General features: G+C 69.8%; 14 protein-coding genes. 9 read left to right on the forward strand and 5 right to left on the reverse strand.

The window, feature by feature from the left end:
- Window positions 1-287: 287 nt before the first annotated feature.
- The 4 genes from PJ985_RS17895 (at window position 288) to PJ985_RS17910 (ending at window position 3,765) form a co-directional block, all read left to right on the forward strand.
- Complete coding sequence (locus tag PJ985_RS17895; RefSeq protein ID WP_271684806.1) at window positions 288-788, forward strand: hypothetical protein; 501 nt, start codon at window positions 288-290, stop codon at window positions 786-788.
- Window positions 785-1,228 carry a mycothiol transferase gene (locus PJ985_RS17900; RefSeq protein WP_271684833.1) on the forward strand — a complete coding sequence of 148 codons (444 nt, stop codon included), beginning with the start codon at window positions 785-787 and terminating at the stop codon, window positions 1,226-1,228. The genes PJ985_RS17895 and PJ985_RS17900 overlap by 4 nt, the downstream gene beginning before the upstream one ends.
- A 213-nt stretch (window positions 1,229-1,441) precedes the next feature.
- The gene (locus PJ985_RS17905; protein WP_443033513.1) at window positions 1,442-2,251 is read left to right on the forward strand and encodes an FHA domain-containing protein; all 810 of its coding nucleotides are present in this window, start codon (window positions 1,442-1,444) and stop codon (window positions 2,249-2,251) included.
- Window positions 2,248-3,765: a serine/threonine protein kinase gene (locus PJ985_RS17910; RefSeq protein WP_271684808.1), complete on the forward strand. Its 1,518-nt coding sequence runs from the start codon at window positions 2,248-2,250 to the stop codon at window positions 3,763-3,765. Before PJ985_RS17905 ends, PJ985_RS17910 begins: the two co-directional genes overlap by 4 nt.
- A gap of 45 nt (window positions 3,766-3,810) precedes the next feature.
- On the opposite strand, the gene PJ985_RS17915 is transcribed toward PJ985_RS17910, so the two are convergent.
- Complete coding sequence (locus PJ985_RS17915; RefSeq protein WP_271684809.1) at window positions 3,811-4,296, reverse strand: hypothetical protein; 486 nt, start codon at window positions 4,294-4,296, stop codon at window positions 3,811-3,813.
- Window positions 4,297-4,958: 662 nt separating this feature from the next.
- Window positions 4,959-5,216 (reverse strand): hypothetical protein, encoded by a 258-nt coding sequence (locus tag PJ985_RS17925; RefSeq protein WP_271684810.1) that lies wholly within the window; start codon window positions 5,214-5,216, stop codon window positions 4,959-4,961.
- 137 nt (window positions 5,217-5,353) lie between these two features.
- On the opposite strand from PJ985_RS17925, the gene PJ985_RS17930 reads away from it, so the two are divergent.
- The 4 genes from PJ985_RS17930 to PJ985_RS17945 all read left to right on the forward strand — a co-directional run bounded on the left by PJ985_RS17930 (window position 5,354) and on the right by PJ985_RS17945 (window position 7,845).
- On the forward strand, window positions 5,354-5,674 hold the full coding sequence (locus PJ985_RS17930; RefSeq protein WP_271684811.1) for a helix-turn-helix domain-containing protein: 321 nt from the start codon (window positions 5,354-5,356) through the stop codon (window positions 5,672-5,674).
- A complete protein-coding gene (locus PJ985_RS17935; RefSeq protein WP_271684812.1) occupies window positions 5,671-7,041 on the forward strand; it encodes a helix-turn-helix domain-containing protein in 1,371 nt (456 codons plus the stop codon). Before PJ985_RS17930 ends, PJ985_RS17935 begins: the two co-directional genes overlap by 4 nt.
- Window positions 7,041-7,619 (forward strand): transcriptional regulator, encoded by a 579-nt coding sequence (locus tag PJ985_RS17940; protein ID WP_271684813.1) that lies wholly within the window; start codon window positions 7,041-7,043, stop codon window positions 7,617-7,619. Before PJ985_RS17935 ends, PJ985_RS17940 begins: the two co-directional genes overlap by 1 nt.
- A 79-nt stretch (window positions 7,620-7,698) precedes the next feature.
- Complete coding sequence (locus PJ985_RS17945) at window positions 7,699-7,845, forward strand: hypothetical protein (RefSeq protein WP_271684814.1); 147 nt, start codon at window positions 7,699-7,701, stop codon at window positions 7,843-7,845.
- Between the two features lie 311 nt (window positions 7,846-8,156).
- On the opposite strand, the gene PJ985_RS17950 is transcribed toward PJ985_RS17945, so the two are convergent.
- Both PJ985_RS17950 and PJ985_RS17955 read right to left on the reverse strand, forming a co-directional pair.
- The gene (locus PJ985_RS17950; protein ID WP_271684815.1) at window positions 8,157-8,960 is read right to left on the reverse strand and encodes an 8-oxoguanine DNA glycosylase OGG fold protein; all 804 of its coding nucleotides are present in this window, start codon (window positions 8,958-8,960) and stop codon (window positions 8,157-8,159) included.
- Between the two features lie 236 nt (window positions 8,961-9,196).
- Complete coding sequence (locus PJ985_RS17955; RefSeq protein WP_271684816.1) at window positions 9,197-11,203, reverse strand: pentapeptide repeat-containing protein; 2,007 nt, start codon at window positions 11,201-11,203, stop codon at window positions 9,197-9,199.
- Window positions 11,204-11,541: 338 nt separating this feature from the next.
- Between PJ985_RS17955 and PJ985_RS17960 the strand changes: the two genes are divergently transcribed.
- The gene (locus PJ985_RS17960) at window positions 11,542-12,177 is read left to right on the forward strand and encodes a hypothetical protein (protein ID WP_271684817.1); all 636 of its coding nucleotides are present in this window, start codon (window positions 11,542-11,544) and stop codon (window positions 12,175-12,177) included.
- 446 nt (window positions 12,178-12,623) lie between these two features.
- On the opposite strand, the gene PJ985_RS17965 is transcribed toward PJ985_RS17960, so the two are convergent.
- On the reverse strand, window positions 12,624-14,783 hold the full coding sequence (locus PJ985_RS17965; RefSeq protein ID WP_271684834.1) for a P-loop NTPase fold protein: 2,160 nt from the start codon (window positions 14,781-14,783) through the stop codon (window positions 12,624-12,626).
- Between the last annotated feature and the right edge of the window lie 1,285 nt (window positions 14,784-16,068).

Consider the following 16,068-nt stretch of genomic DNA (forward strand, 5'->3'; position numbering starts at 1 on the left):
GTTCAGCCCGTCGCAGAAGCGGCAGCCCCACTCCGAGGGGACCTCCCACTTATCGACCCAGAACCCGACCTGCTTACCCACGAAGTAGTTGTCCCCACCACACCAACCGCAGTCAAAGACGAACTCCACCCGAACCCCCATCCACTACCTGGTAGGTCGAGAATGCCCGCCCTGCGGGTGCGGTCGCTACCCCACCCCTGACCACCATCCCTTCCCTTCCCCTCGGGCGCGCCCGGCCACCCCGGCCAGGCGCGCCCGCCCTCTTTCCTGCCGCCCTGGAGGCCACCGTGACCGAACAGCCCACCACCCCCGCCCCGCCGCACTCCCTCTCCCCGGCCGAGGCCGCCGAAGAAGCCCGTCGGCTGATCGCCGACGCCTACCGCCCCGCCGACGGCGTCCCCGCCGCCACCTCCTGGCGCGACCACACCCCGTTCCCCACCCACGGCACCACCCCGCCCGTCCCGCAACCCGACAGCCGCCTGGTCCCGCCCGTGGCGGCCGGGATCGCCGTGTGCTCCATCGCCGTCGGAGCTGGAGCCGTCGGCGTCGGCTGCGGCGCCTGGCTCCTCCTCCAAGGGCTGTCCGCCATCACACTGGCCGGAGTTCTCGCCGTGTTCGCACCGTTCGCGGGCATCGCGATCGTCGCCGCCGCCGTCGGCACTGCCGTCAGCAAGGCCCGCGCCGGGACGTCGACCACCACCCACGTCTACGAGGGCCACGTCACCCAACACACCCGCGTGGAGACCCGCCAGCGCGGCATGTTCTCCCGCACCACCATCACCCGCTGACCCCCGGGTGCCCCGTCTCGCCGCCGGCACCACCCCGCACCCCGAGGCGGCACCGGCGGCGCGGCACCGACCTGTGGGCGACCGAGCACGAGACGCGGGAGGAGATCACCGACCGCTACCGTCCCGTTTGGGAGCAATCGGACACGACGATCACCGCCCTCGCCATCGACTCCCCCGGCCACGTGCCCTGGTGGCCACGCCCCAATGTGAAGCTGTTCAACGTCCTGGTCCACATGCTCACCGAGACCAGCCGGCACGCCGGTCACGCCGACATCCTGCGCGAACAGTTCGACGGCTCGACAGGGACATCAGCCGAATACTCGACCCCGCAACGCGACGGGGCCTTCTGGGAAGCCCGGTGCGCGAAGATCGAGCGGGCCGCCAGAGCGGCCGTCGGGAGTGGCGGGTCAGAAATTTCTGACCCTCGCCGGACGTTCTGAGCCTGGATTCACGCGGTGGATCCAGGCTCAGCGGAACACGGGAATCTTCGGCGGCGACCAGGAAGGCCCCGCCCCCCGCTGGTAAATGCCCGACTCAGGAAGGCCAGAAAACCATCTGGTGCGCACGGGGAGAGGCCCGTACATTTACGCACTGCCGCCTCAATCCTGTTGAGGGGAGCAGTTGCATCATTCGCCTCACGGGGGAGGTAAGCAATGGCACGCATCTTACTAGTGCCCGGGGCATGTGCCATGACCACGCATACCCTCGAGCTGAACCCAGGAGAGGTGCTCACCTTTGGGCGCACCGATGACCGGCCGCGTACGGGCGGCCCGCATCTGGTCATCCGGCACGCGGGAGTTTCCCGGCGGGCCGGGATCATCACCGCCGCCAGCACGTACTGGAGCCTGACCAACCTCAGTACCGGCCGGACCTATGTGGTGGAGAACCCGGAGGGCGCCGGAGAACACATCAAGATCGCTCCGGGGAGAGCGGAGGCGCCGATCCCGTTCGAATTCTCGCGGGTGCTTCTTCCAGCCGGCGAGGAGGTACTCAGCTTCGACGTGTGGGCGCCGGAGCACGAGTATCTGGTGCCGGCCCTGGATTCCCTCTCCGGCGAGCTCACGGCACCGGCCTTTCCCCTGGACCGTACCAAGCGGTACTTCCTGGTGCTGGTCGCGTTGTGCGAGCCGAAACTGCGTGAGGAGCCGTTCGCGCCCGTGCCGACCGTGGCCGAGATCGTCCGGCGGCTGAAACCCGTGTGGCCCGCCGCGACTTCGGCCGCCGTCCAGTGGAACATCGACTACCTCGCGGTGAAACTCCGCCTCAAGCCCCCGCCGGAGACGATGGCCGAGGGCGGGCCGCGCTTCAACGGCAAGAAGGAGTCGCTGGTCTCCCTGGCCCTCCGTTTCAACCTCCTGTGCGAGGACGACCTCGCGCTGCTGTGGGCGTCCGCAGGGACGACGACGGCCACGACGGCCAGTGCGGCCACAGCATCCCCGGTGTCCGGAAGGGTCGCGCGGTGAGCGCGCGGGCAACGGTGCGGGTACCGGCCGGGTACCGGGTCGGCCGCTGGGAGGTCCAGGAGCCGCTGGCATCCGGCTCCTTCGGCAGTGTCTACGCTGCGCGGCGGACAGGGAACGGGGAGGAGCTGCCGGAGAGCGCGGCGCTGAAGTTCCTTCCCACCGGCACCCAGACCCCACGCGGCCTGAGCCACCTGCGGGACATCGCCGAGCGGGAGGTGGCGCTGCTGCGGCGGCTGCGGCACCCCCGGCTCATCCGCATGTACGAGGTCCTGACCGTCGAGGACCCTGGGCGTCCGGAGCTGGACGGCGCCACCGTGCTGGTGCTGGAGCGGGCGGAGACGTCCCTCGCCGTGCTGCTCCGACAGACGGGGGACGACGGTGGGGGCCCGCTGCCCGGTGCCGGGCCACTGCTCGCGCAGGTCTGCGCCGGGCTGGCTCAGCTGCACCAGGCGGGGTGGGTACACGGTGATCTCAAGCCCGGCAATGTCCTGCTGATGGCCGATGGTTCGGTGCGGCTCGCCGATTTCAGCCTTGCCGCCGAGCTGGACGGCACCCACGCGTACGCACCGCTTTTCACCAGCGGCGACTACGCGCCGCCAGAGCTGGCCTCCGAGCCGGTAACCGAGCGGGGCCGTCAGACACGGACGACCGCCGACATCTGGGCATTCGGGGTGCTCGCCCATCTGCTGCTGACCGGCCTGCACGCCTTCCCGGGCAGCACGGCCGCCGCTCGCCGGGAAGCCATGCGGCGGTATGCGGCCGGGGCCGAGGAGCTGCGGTTGTCCCCGGCGCTCCCCGCAGTGTGGCGGCCCATAGTGGCCGGCTGCCTGGCCCGTACGCATGAGGGGCGGTCCGGTTACAGCCCTATGGCCCTGCTGCGGCAGGTGGAGGAGGCGGCGGGGGCTGAGCGCTCGCCCCGGCTGGCGGCCGCCCCCCGGCGGCGGTGGCTGACAGCCGCCGCGGGTGGCGTCGTGCTGGCGGCCCTCACCGCCGGTGTACTCCTCCCCCGGGCCGGGTCTGAGCCGCCCCCCTACGGCGCGGACCGGCTGGCCACCGACGCAGGGATCCCCGACGGTCTGCGGAAGCTCATCGTGGACACCGCCGACGTCTGCGACCAGGAGGAGGTCACACCGGCCCTGATCGCCGCCCTGCTGAAGGCGGAGAGCGACTTCGACGCCGATCTCCACGATCCGGAGAACGACGAGTTCGGTATCGCCCGCTGGACGCCGAGCGTTCTGTACTGGTGGCTGCCCAGCGAGGAGCGGCCGGAGCGGGACGTTCCGCCGGAGCCGCCGTTCCCGCCGGAGATGTCCATTCCCGCCGTGGGCCGCTACCTGTGCCATGTGAGCCCGCGTGTCCGGCACGACCTGGAGGTGGACCACCAGGTCGCCCTCACGCTCGCCCACCGCAGTTCGTGGGAGCGGGTCAACGAGTGGGGCGGGGTGCCTGAGCATCTCCGCGACCACGCCGAAGAGGTGGCCCGGTATCTGGCGCTCTACACGCCGGGCGGCTGACCCGGTGGCCGCCGGCCTGGTGCAGGCTGGGCGGCCACCGAGGCGTCACCACCAGGAGGTGACGGTGTTGGTGCCCTCACACCTGCTGCCGCTCAGCACCACCACGCAGGAGCGGAAGGCCACCGTGCTGGACGGAGAGGTGCGCAGGGCCTGCGTGTACTGGCGGTCGCCGACCCGCCGGACGGACACACAGTTCGGCTGGCGGTTCCCGGTCAGATCCGCCTCGAACCGGATGTAGTAGTTGCCGTTGGTGTTCACCGCACGGCCCCAGCCGTACTGGACACCGTTGAGGTACCCGGAGCGGACCTGGGCCGTCCCCGCCGGACCGGTCCTCTGCCGCTGGGTGGTGGTGCCGGTGGCGTTGGCCGGGTTCACCCAGTTGCAGCTCACCGAAGCCTCGACTCCCTGCGATTGCGCTGCTGCCGCCGGGGCGGCGCCGCCCGCGAGCAGCAGGCCGGAGAAGACCAGTGCGGAGCCGGCGGCGGCGACGGCCTTGCCCTTGCGGTGTCGGGTGGAGCGGATGATGGTCATGCGTTTCCCCTTCGCGGTCGTCCGTTGGGACGTTCAGAAGGATTCTTCATCTCGGCCGGTCGGGGTACCTCTGACCTCTCAGGGTGGCTGGCGCCTCCCTTCTGGAAGTCTCTGCGGGCTCATCGAATACGACATCCGCCGCCCCCTGACCTCGACGGGAACCAACCTTCTCGGCCTGGTCAAGCACCTGTCGACAACTACCGCTGCGGGAGCCCCGAGTCCTCGCCAGCTCCACGCCCGGGGCCGGCGTCGCTGCGGCCCTTAACCGGGTTAAGGGTCCCGTCGCGCCCCTCGCCCCCGCCTGGACCCTTAACCCGGTCTACTGGTCGACGATGTCGTCACCAGCGGGTCCCAGCTCCAGCACGTCGCACTCCGGCTCCGTGCGTCCGGAGCCGCCCCTATGGCGGCGTGTCGGGTTCGGCTCGTTGGCCGGGTGGCTTCCCTGGAGGCTGCTCGGTGCCCGCGCTCAGGCTGTGAGGGTCCGCGGTAGTGCCATGCCAGCGGGTCGCCGTCGGGGTCCGGTTCGTAGTCAGCGCGCTGTTCCCAGCCGTCGACGACCATGTCCGCTCCACCGCTCGGGTCCTGGCCGCTGTCGAGGTCGAGCTGTTCGCCGTCGAGCGGCCCGCCCACCAGCTGCACGGCGCGCCGCATGCCGCCGCCGGTCACAGGACCATCCCGGGCCGGTACCGGTTGCTCCAGGACGCGGCGGTGCGGGCGGGGTCCAGCGCCAGTGCCCCGGTGTCGATCCCGGTGCCCTCCAGTTCCTCGTCCAGCCGGTCCTGCAGCGCGTCCACGAGGCCGGCCGGGACGGCGAGCGGCAGCTGCTCCTGGCCGTCCTGGCCGTCGTCCTGCTGCGGGGCCCAGGGGGCGGGGTCGGCGGCCGACTTGTTCGCTGTCGCCGTGGTGGTGGTGTCCGTCATGCCCTCTCTGCACCTCATCACCCCACCCGCGCACGGCGGTTCACTCAGCCCCACCGGCATCACGCGCGGCGCCCTGTCGGTGAACCGCCCCCCACCAGCAAGTTGCCAAAAGGTAACCCCGTGTGTATATTTGGCATATGACGTCTACGGAGCGTGATCTGCGCGACACGATCGCGGCCCTGCTGCGGGCGACCGGTGAACGGCACGCGGACCTCGCTGACGCTCTGGGCATCGTCCGCAGCCAGGTCTCCCGCAAGCAAGCCGGTACCCGCCCGTGGTCTCTGAAAGACCTCCACCACCTGGCCGCTCACTACGGCATGGGACCGGCCGACCTGCTGTGCGGGATGGACCACGCCGTCCGCCGGCTCCCCGAACACCGCCGCGCCGACACCATCGGCGGCACCCAGACCACCATCACCACCGCTGCGGCCACCTCGTCCCGGAAGGCGCCCCGATGACGACTCCGCCCGATCCGATCGACGCGCTGCTGGAGCAGGCCCGCCCGCTCCCGGACCCCGCCGAACGCCAGCGGCTGCGCACCGCCGGGGCGTTGACCCGCACCCAGATCGCCGCCGCGATCGGCGTCACACCGGCCACCGTCGCGAAATGGGAGACCGGTGCCACTGACCCGGCCGGTGCTCACCGGGCCGCCTACGGCAAGCTCCTGGACGGCCTGGCCCAGCGCTACCCCGCCCCCGCCGCCCGGCCGGCCACCCCGGAAGCCGTTCCCCCGCCGGCACCGGCGGCCCCGGATGCGCCGGAGAGCCCCGCGGCGCGGCAGGCCCGCGCCGCGCACGACCGCCACCGGAACCGGCCGCGTCCCACCACGGCGGAACAGACCCGCTCCGAACTCGCAGAGAAGATCACCGCCGCCGTCGTCACCGAGTTGGAGCGCGCCGCCGGGGACGCGGACGCGGCGACCGAGGCCCTGATCAAGCGCGCGATCCCGGACGTCATGAGCCTGTTCGCGGCGACGCGGCGTACGGCCCGCTACGAGCACACCTCCTACCCGGCGCTTCCGCCCATTTTCACCAAGCCCAGCAAGCGGGAGGCGGATCTGGTCTGGGAGGCGCGCCCCTCCTGGCGGCACCCGAACCTGCGCCGTACCCCGGACGGCGAACTGACGGTGACGGCGCTGGATGTCAATGCCGCGTACCTGTCCGCGTTCAAGACGTGGCTGCCGATCGGCCGCCTCGAGCACCAGTTGGGAGGTGAGCACGACCGGAAGCGGGCCGGGGTCTACCTCATCGACCCTCCGGCCTGGCGGCACACGAACGGCCCGAGCCCGCTGGGGGACCGGGAGGAGACCGGCCCGCTGTGGATCACCGAACCCACGATGCGGCTCCTGCTGCGTATCGCCGGGCCGAAGTACGGCCTGATCGACGCTCCGCCGGTGATCCATGAATCGTGGACCTCCGGCGCCACCGAAACACTGCTGGACTCCCTGCGCCAGCTCCTCGCCGACGCCCGCACCGACGCCCTCGCGGCCGGTGACGACATCACCCTGACCTACGTCAAGCAGATGTACGCGAAGTTTGTCTCCACCCTCGGAGAGAGCCCCCACAACCGTGAACTGGTCCGCCCGGACTGGGTCCACCTCATCCGCTCCCAAGCATTCGCGAACCTGTGGTGGCGCGCCTACAAGGCCGCCACCGCCGGACTGACCGTGGTCACGGTCGCGGGCACGGACGAGCTGCACGTGGCCGGTGACTGGCGGACCGTGTTCACCGAGGGCACCGCCCTGGCCGACATGAAGGTCAAGACCGACTCACGTACCGGCGACCCCGTCACCTACACCGCCACCCTCACCGGACGGGACACCTGATGGCCGACAACTACCGCTGGGCCGACCTCGGCGCGCTCGGCGCCCAGGGCGTGCCCGGCGCCCGCGCCCTCGGCGCAGGGATCGAACGCATGGTCACCGGCATCGCCTCCCCACCCGACACCCGCCGCGGCTGGACCGCACGCCTGAACTACCTCACCAAATCCCCCGCCGGCCGCACCGCCCTCACCGACGCCGGCATCAGCCGGCGCGCCCTCGCGGCCTGGACCGCCGGGAAACGCTCCCCCTCCCCGAAGAACCGCGCCAAGCTCGACCGGGCCTACTGGGACCTGCGCCGCCAGCGGGTCACCCCCCACCTCAAACGCCGCCTCGCGAACAACGGCCGGGGGACCCGGATCGAGATCGACCCCGTCGACCAGCGCAACGTCCAACAGCCCCACCGCCGCGACCTGGCCGTGCGCCATACCAACGTCCGCCCCCGCATCTGGAACACCGCCGTCGACGCCTGGCTGGACGACGACCACCAGGCGATGGAAGGCATCTGGGACGAGATCATCATGGACCTCGGCTCCGGCTACGACGCATATACGAATGTCAGTTCGGTTGGTTGGGCTGCTTAACGCCGCGCCCGCCTCAAGGAACCCCGGAAGTTGAAGAGGGCCCACTGTCGGAGGTACCAACTGCCACGGCGCCCACCCGATGGTGCCGAGCTGGGAGGACTGGCAGCGCCGCGAGCGTTCCGGGTGGTGCGACACCGAGCCCGGCAACGGCCCACCGTCCACCGGCTGGGCCGCGGATTCCCAGTACGACGGCGAGGACTTCACCGGACCGATGCTCGACTACTGACCCCGCCGCACACCTGGCCAGCCTGACGTCAGTGTCCGCCGCTGCTGGAATCATCGGTGCTGTTGTTCTGCGGGGTGTCGTCGTCCTTGTCCGGGAGTGCCTGCGCTTCGTCTTCGTGCGCGTCCCCGTCGTCATATTCCACAAGTCGGCCGCACGGTTCGAAGACGGTCCCGATCACGCTGTACGGCAGGTCGCACTCCGGCTCCGGGCATCCGCTGCCGCTGATGTCCGCGGGCTTGCCCTTGCGCGCGTTCCATGGAGCTGCTGACCTGGCGGCTTTGCAACATCCCGGCCGGCAGGGAAGAGGGGGATCACTGCCATCCGGTGCTGAACAGCGCGTATTCGAGCAGGTCGGACGCAGTGTCGGACGGCCAAGTGCCCATTGCCGCCGCCTGGCGGGCAGCTGCGTACATGAAGGAGAGGTAGACCGCGTAGCGGTGGGGCGACCAGTTCCACTCCCGCCAGACCCAGAGGGCGACCGACCCGTCGGGATCGTGCCCTGTCTCCCGGCCGACTGCCTGGGCCAGAGACCGCAGACGCCGGGCCAGAACACGGTCCAGGATGAGCGGTCCGGGGCCGGCCGACGGCGGCACCGTCTTGCCGGCGAAGTACAGAAACTTCGTGTAGAACGAGGGGCCGAACCAGGCAATGCGGTCCTGGAGTGTCGCGTAAGCCGCTTCGGCGCTGTGCTCACTCAGCGCGGTGACCGCACGGGCCAGCACCATGTCCAGGTCGTCGGCGGTCAGGATCTTGTGCAGGGTGGCGGGTCCGCTGCCGCCGGGGGAGCCGCTCTTCCCCTTCCCCCACACGTAGGTGGCGACCAGCGCCTCCCTGTAATCCTCGCGCCGTAGCGCCTCCGCGACGATCAACGCCACCTGCGCCCGGCTGATGTCCGCATCTCCGGCCTGGGTTACCGGAGCCAGCGCCGAGGGCCAGGGGGCGATCTGCGCCCACCGGCTGGGACTGTAACGAACCGTGTGCGCGCCCGGCGTCCCGTCCGCCAGCCACACTGCGTTCCCGCGCCACCAGCGACCCAGAGCCTCCAGAGCCACACCGGGCAGCAGACGCGCAGCCATCTCCCGGTCCACCGCATCCGCCCGGTCCTGCCTGCTCACAGCCCTCCCCCTCGCATCCTGCCCCGCGCCTGCGCTCGCTGGAGCGTACACAGGCACCGCATGACGTACCGCCAGGGACGTGCGGCTCCCGGATCGGCTCGTGCCACCGATGCTGGGACGGGCTTAGACCGGGTGAACGCCGGAGGGACACCGCCATACTGCCGCGCTGCCGCGGTCAGCGACAGCCATTGGTCTCGGGTACTAGGACGGCAGCCGCTCCCCGCGCCGTGGCGGGTTCAGCGTTTGATGCGGGCGCGGACAGCGAGGACGGCCAGGGCCAGGAGTGCGGGTTCGGTGATGCGGGTGGTCATTTCGGTGTAGGTGCCGGCGGTGGTGAGGTCCTGGCCGGAGGAACGGAACACCACGGAATTGATCACCACGCGCAGGGACTTCTCGAACCGGTCGGTGTTTACGCGCTCGGTCAGCGGGCCGGCGGGATTGACCGGCGCCGGGGTGTCGGTGGTCAGCGCGAGGTCCTGTCCGGCTTCGACCTGGCGGCCGGTGACGGTCGGCCGCGGCTCCTCGGCGGGGATGCCCCACAGCATCATCACCGCCACCGTGGCGGTCATCGCGGCGCCCAGCCACGCCAGCGCCCGGGAGGCCCGCAGCCCGTAGCCGGAGACCGCCCAGTACACCGTCAGCAGGGCACGCTCTACCCGGGGTGTGCTGGTGTGGTCGTGGCGGCGCATCTCGCACTCGCCGTAGTAGAAGTCGGCCGCGCCGGGCTCGTTCTTCCCGTCTTCCAGCGCCTTGCGCAGCTGCCGATACAGCGCCGCCACCGTCTCCGGCCCTGGGGTGCGCTTCAGATCTGGATGATGCTCCCCGGTGCGCCACCGCCGGCCATCGATGGACCCGCTAGCCGTGGCCTCGCTCGTGTCAGTGACTAGCCTGGCAGGCTGGCCGGTGACAGCAGCGCGCCAGTGGTGTTCCTCGGCCAGGGTGCGCCGCGGTGACCAGCGTGCCGGCCACACCCGGCGTCGGTGCCATCCGGTGGGCGGGGGAGCGAACGATATCCGGCCTTCCAGGCGGAGCTGGTCCAGGTGGATCGCGCCGGCGAACCGGCAGCCGGACAGGTCCACATCGGTCAAGGTCAGGTGAGCGGCGTCCACCCCGCCGATGCCCGCCACTCGCACATCCTCATCCCTGCCCCGGATCGTGTCGTAGTCCAGCACCTCGCCGTCCTCCAGCACCTCCTCCAGCCAGTCGTCGAGAGAGAAGGGGGCGGGCTCGGCAGCCAGGGTCAGCGGATGCGCCAGCACTGCCCCGGGCAGATCCACGGTGGCGTGCCGCAGTCGCAGCGTGGCCGTGGACTCCCACCGCGTCCGCCGTAAACTCACCGACCGCGCACTCACCTCCACCGTCACCGGCAGACCGAACACCGCACCATCCAGTACCACTTCCCCCTGGCACCGCATCGGCCCAAGCCGCTGCACCTCCTCGAACCGCACCATGTTGAACCGGGCGTCATGGGCGAAGGTCACCCAGTCGAATTCGGCGTTGCGGGTGAAGGTCGCCCCACCGAAATCGGCGTCCTGAGTGAAGGTCGCCCCACTGAACCGGGCATAGCCGGTGAAGGAGGCCAGGCCGAAATCGGCCTTGCCAGTGAAGGTCAGGCTGCGGAATTCGGCGGGGCCGTTAAAGGTCGCCCTGCGGAACCAGGCACTGCGGTTGAAAGCCACCCCGTAGAACCATGCGTTGCCGGTGAAGGACACTTCGCTGAAATCAGCGTTGCGGGTGAAGGTCGCCGCGCTGAAATCGGCGTCGCGGGTGAAGGCGGCCCAGCGGAAATTGGCGTTGTGGGTGAAGCTTGCCCGGCGGAACTGGGCGGTGCGGTTAAAGGTCGCCCGGCCGAAATCGGCGTCGTGGGTGAAGGTCGCCCCGTCGAAATTGGCGTTGTGGATGAAGCTTGCGCGGCGGAACTCGGCGGTGCCGTTGAAGGCCGCTTCATGGAACCAGGCTGTGCCGAGGCGGGGTCGGCTGGTTGTGGGGTCGCGTACCGCGTCGAGAAGAGCCATGAGGAGGTCGGTGGTGAAGGTGGTGCCGCGGTGGTCGATGTCCGCGCCGGGTTCCAGGCTGTTGAGGTAGGCAGTGCGGTTGGTGTCGTCCAGGTGGGCCAGGCACGCGGTGTGTCCGGTGACGTGGATTCCGCGGCAGCCGACCGGATCGTCCGTAGTAGCTCCCCGGCCGCAGTGCGGCCACGTCGGCGGCTGGCCAGCCGGGGAATCAGGGTTGGCAGAGGTCATGCCCCAAGGACAACTGGCCCCGGCCCCAGGTTGCCCTCCAGCCCGCGTGGCGTCAGTGCAAGGTGGACGTCGAAAGTTCTGGCCTCCGCCCCGGCCGTCGTCCCCGGAGCTGGCGAAGCGGTGCTCGCCGCCGGCTCGTATGACCAACCCTACGAGTGCAACGGGGCGCCGCGCGGGGCTGCTACGATCCCAGGCGAGGCGCTGGCGCGCGCCGGACTCCCCGCGGAAACTGCTCCCACGCACCCCGCGGCCCAGGACAAGGTTCACCGAATCGCGCCGCAGGATTATGAGTCTTCCTCGTTTCGGCGCGGGCGTGGGCGTGCCGGGGAGGATCACCCATGACCCGTGACCGCCGCCGTAAGCAGGACCTCCGCGCCCGCCAGGGAACCGGTTCCCAGGACCGGACCTACGCCCGCACCCGCCGCGCAGAGGCCATCCGCAGCCAGCTGGAGAGCATCCGCACCTACCCGGGAGCGATCGGTATCTGCTCCGCCTGCGGGCAGCCCGCACACGCCACAGCCAGCGGCGGGCCGCGTCACTTCACCGAGCAGGCGGGCGCGGTGTTCTGCCCGGCGTACCCGGCCGCAGCCGGCCTGATCGCCATGGCTTGGGAGGAGTTCTCGCTGACGCGGGTCCGCCAGCGGTACCCCTGGCCGGTGACGACGACCGCAGACTGCGCCCACCACTCGGAGCGCGACAGGTTCCGCGACTACACCGGCCAGGTCACCGTCTGCTCCGCGTGCGGCCAGCCCGCCTACTGGGCTGAGGAGCCCGGCTACTGGGCAGGCCACAGGCACTTCACCGACCAGTGGGACGGCGTGCACTGCCCCCGCCACCCCCTGGCCTCCCGCGTCATCGACGTGGCCTTCCACCCCCGGTCGCTGGCCGACTGGAAGACCCGCTACACCTGCACATACCCACACCGCAGCGCCACACGACACCTGGCGTGGCCCGACCGCTTCCCGCTGGCTTAGCCCGCCGACCGCTGCCGCGTAAGCGGCGGTCAGGGCGCTACGCGCAGGCAGTGCCCTGACCGCCGCTTGCGGTTCCGGTGCCGTCCGTCTGCGCCGGGTGCCGTGCAGGGCGCACCGACCTGAACCGTCGGCCCGCCCGGTTCGAACGGTGGGTGAATGCTCGTGCGGTGCGGGCGGGGCGGATCAGTCACCGGACCTCGCCTCCTCCCGCTGAGGCCTGGAGTCGAAGGAGCGGGCAGAGACACGTCGGCTGGCGGCTGCCTCCTTGTTCAGGGCGCGGGTGGCCCAGGTGCTGAGCGTGCCGGAGCAGGATGCCGACAGCTCACGCAGGGCGGTGGCGGAGGGGGCGACCCTGACGGCGGATGAATGCTGCGATGCCGGGCGGGCGCACGGACCAGCGTTTGAGCTGGAGGGTATGTCATGCGGGGCCGGGGTACGCCTAGGGTTCACTGCTCGTAGCCTGTTTCGTGGTCTTCGGTCGTCTGGCGGGACCGTTCGGTTCGGGCCCGGTGGCGCAGCGCTTGGAGAATCTTGTCTTCGTGAGTACGGGCGTCGGCAGGGGGATCGGGCACGGCCTCGAGGCGCCCGTGCAGGTAGTCAGGGCCGATAAGTGTTTCCAAGCTGGCGAGGTTGGTGTCATCGATGAGCGGCCACGGGCCGTGCATCCGTGGGATGAGACGGGCCAGCAACGGCAGGAGGTCCCAGGAGCTGTCCAGGCGCTGGCGTATCCAGCTACGGGCACCGGGCGGGTCGGTGTGACGCCATACCCAGATAGCGCTGACGTCTGTCTCGGTGAGGCCGGACGGTCCCCGGGCCTCCGCGGGCGACAAGTGGTGGCTGAGCCGGCGGGCCAGCAGGGCGCGGGCCTCGATGACCCATTCCTCGGTAGTCCCGTCTTCGGCTTCAACGGGCCTGTTGTCGTCACCGCTGGTTACCTCATGCAGGGTGAAGCCCACAAGTACCGCACCGTCCATGGTGGCAGCCATGCTGTCGACTACATCGGGCCGCTGCTCCGGTGGGAGGTCCGTTAGGAGTTCCCTCGCCGCAAAACCGAGGCTCGCTTGCGCGTTCAGCCAGCCTTCCCGCTCAGAAGTGAGCTGCCCGCAGCGCTCGGCGATTGCCACCAGCAGGGGAGCGGCTGGTATCGGGCCGCCGGTTTCACGCCGCTGCTGGACCCGGCGGGCAAACCGGTGGGTGTCCCGCTCCAGCCACCGCAGCAGCGCGCTTGCCTCCTCCCCATGCTGACCGGTGGCCAGCTGCCTAAGGCCGCGGTCGAAGGCTTCTTCCGGCAGGTCATCGTCTGGTACACCGAAGACGGAGTACCGGTCGAAGTAGTCGCCGCTGCCGATTCCCCTTCGCTGCGCCGCGTTCATATGGTGCGCGCCTCGGCCGGCACTCAGCTGACCTTCGGGGAAGAGCATGGCCAGCAGACGAAGCACCCCTCGCAGGTTCTCCTCAGACACATGGGCGTCCCGCAGCCGGCCCAGCCACAGCTCCTCCCGTTCCTCCTGCGGTGTACGGCGGAGCGAGCGCTCGAAGCTCGTGCCGGTCAGCTCCTCCCTGTACCGCCCCAGCATCCGATAGATGCCCTGTTCACTGGTACGCAGAAAAGTCACCACCAGGAAGTCCACCACGTCGACCTGGCCGACCAGCTCAGGCAGCGCAGCCTGCGCCTGGGCGAAGAGCCGCTTGATCGCACGCGGTGTCGCGAGCCGGTCCCTCAGATGCCACGCGTACGCGTCGGCAAAGCGCCGCTCCTGCAAGGTGTTCAGAGCCAGACCGTGGCTCTCCAGCAGAGTGTTCATCACCCGCTCCACCAAGGCCGCGCGCTCTCGGTCACGGAATGCCGGCAGGTCGAGCCGGACCTGGACGATCTTCTCCAGGAACTCCCGTGCCCGATACACATCGTCGTCGCGGACCAGGTCACTGCGCTGCAGCACATCCAGCAAGGTCTGCTCATCAAAGCTGAGCACGTAGTACACATGGGGCAGGCGGCCCACCAGACGGACCAGTTTGAACAGCACGAGCAGCTCATCTGTGGTGAGCCGGTCGACGTCGTCCATCACCACCAGAATCGGTCTGTCCGTCTTCCGCAGGGCCTTCTCGACCCGGTGCCGTGCAGCGGACGCACTGGCCTCCCCGCTCAGCCGCCGACTGAATTGCTTGATCACGCCTTCGGAATCCAGCCCGAGCAGCGCGGTGGCCTTGCCCAGAGGACTGATCGCCTCCCCGAACTCCCCGATCTGCTTGCGCGCTTCGGACCACCGCCGGCCCCGAGGCAGCGCCGCGCGTATTTCGCTGAACAGCGCCAGCACCAGAGAGTCCAGATCCGTGTAGAGCCAAGGATTGAGCTCCACCACCAGCCAGCCCGTGTCGCGACCGCTCTCCGTCGCCAGCCGCGCCAGCATCATCTTCAGCACAGAAGACTTGCCAGACCCCCACGGACCGATGAGCCCCAGAACACCGGACTCGCTCTGCGTCCGCACCTGGCCCAGCAGCGTGATGGCATGCCGCGCATACCGTTCCCGTCCGAGCAGATCAGGGGCGCTTACTGCTGCCCTCCACGGGGTCGTCGTTGAAAAATCGCGCACCGGCCATCGGCACATCCTGCCCGATGCAGCGCAGCCCTCGAACACTCACCGAGGTGCTCGGCGAAGGCGACGGCGTAGCGGGGAGCACAGGCGTGGTAGATGCCCACGGGGGTGGAGCGCCCGCTGTGCGGGCAGCTGCCATGCCGACGACGTCACCCCGTGAGGAAGCCGCCGCGCCGCCGCCCGTGTCCAGGCCGCTGTGCTGTCGGAGCCGGAGGGCCACCGAGACCAGGCGCCGGGGCATGTCCCGGCGTAGGGGAGGTCAACGGCTCGGCGGACGCAGACTCATCTGTCAGGACTGGATCGATGAAGCCAGCCGCAGAGTAGTTCCGGGTCCAGCGGAGGTTCGGACCCCAGACAGCGCACAGGCGGTGAGTCTGGGGCGAGACTGAACCGGACGGTGGCTTGTCCCTCCTCCGCGAGCCGGCGTCGGGCGTGCAGGTCAGGGCGGTTGTTCGGGGAGAGGCAGAGCACACCCTGAGTACACCCGTGAGCAGACCCGCAGCACACCCTGAGTACACCCGGCTCGGGGAGGAGCTGCCTGTGTGTTCCGGTGGGGCCGGGTGTCCTTCGCGCTCTGGGAGGGCTGTAGGGCGGCCAGGCCGCGTGGAGGGCGTGTTCCCGGGCCTACTGTCGCCCGGCCTGTGCGCGGCTGTCAGGGGCCCGTACAGGGGCGCCGTGGCCCTGGTTCCCGGCTCGCCCGGCGGTGGCTCCAGCGCCCGTATCGCAGCCCTCCGCCTCCTGGACCAATTCCCCACCCATCAGCAATTTCTGAGTTCCGACTGAAGAGTGACGGGCTGTCATTTCCTGGGTAGGGCAAATTACATCCGTGTCCTATATAAAAGGCCATCAAGGTGAAGTATCCCGGGCGGGAAATCGAGGTAATTCCCGTTGCGTCACGGATCTACATGGAAAGGCAGCGGGGAGACCCCTCGTTCCAATCCTCGCGCCCCGGGGGTAGTGCCCGACATCGAGAAGTGCCAACAGTGATGCATCACTCGATCGAGCGCGCTTCATCTCGGGAGTCCTTCCCGCGTTGATCGTCCGCCATGGTCAAGTGCCCCCGTCATCCCGCACGCTCCCTCCACCCTCTGGGTGGCCCGCACTCTCACCGAACCTGCTCGCAGCCCGCCAAGCTTGAACCCCAACTCCCCACGTAGGTACGCCCGCTGACACAGTGTGCACCACCCCCGGGCAGGCGGTGAATTGCGGAGCAATTCACATGCATTGCGCGGAGCGGAATGCAACAATTCCCGAAGGGAATTGTTCCCGTATTGCGGAGCAATTCGGGTAACGCCCC

Source organism: Streptomyces sp. ACA25 (genome assembly GCF_028200735.1).
Classification (GTDB): Bacteria; Actinomycetota; Actinomycetes; order Streptomycetales; family Streptomycetaceae; genus Streptomyces.

Bases quoted from the DNA above. Each gene is read 5' to 3' on its own strand.
- PJ985_RS17960 (WP_271684817.1), top strand. From the start codon at position 11,542: ATGACCCGTGACCGCCGCCGTAAGCAGGACCTCCGCGCCCGCCAGGGA.
- PJ985_RS17940 (WP_271684813.1), top strand. From the start codon at position 7,041: ATGGCCGACAACTACCGCTGGGCCGACCTCGGCGCGCTCGGCGCCCAG.
- PJ985_RS17925 (WP_271684810.1), bottom strand. From the start codon at position 5,216: ATGACGGACACCACCACCACGGCGACAGCGAACAAGTCGGCCGCCGAC.
- PJ985_RS17930 (WP_271684811.1), top strand. From the start codon at position 5,354: ATGACGTCTACGGAGCGTGATCTGCGCGACACGATCGCGGCCCTGCTG.
- PJ985_RS17935 (WP_271684812.1), top strand. From the start codon at position 5,671: ATGACGACTCCGCCCGATCCGATCGACGCGCTGCTGGAGCAGGCCCGC.
- PJ985_RS17965 (WP_271684834.1), bottom strand. From the start codon at position 14,783: ATGTGCCGATGGCCGGTGCGCGATTTTTCAACGACGACCCCGTGGAGG.
- PJ985_RS17905 (WP_443033513.1), top strand. From the start codon at position 1,442: ATGGCACGCATCTTACTAGTGCCCGGGGCATGTGCCATGACCACGCAT.
- PJ985_RS17915 (WP_271684809.1), bottom strand. From the start codon at position 4,296: ATGACCATCATCCGCTCCACCCGACACCGCAAGGGCAAGGCCGTCGCC.
- PJ985_RS17955 (WP_271684816.1), bottom strand. From the start codon at position 11,203: ATGACCTCTGCCAACCCTGATTCCCCGGCTGGCCAGCCGCCGACGTGG.
- PJ985_RS17945 (WP_271684814.1), top strand. From the start codon at position 7,699: ATGGTGCCGAGCTGGGAGGACTGGCAGCGCCGCGAGCGTTCCGGGTGG.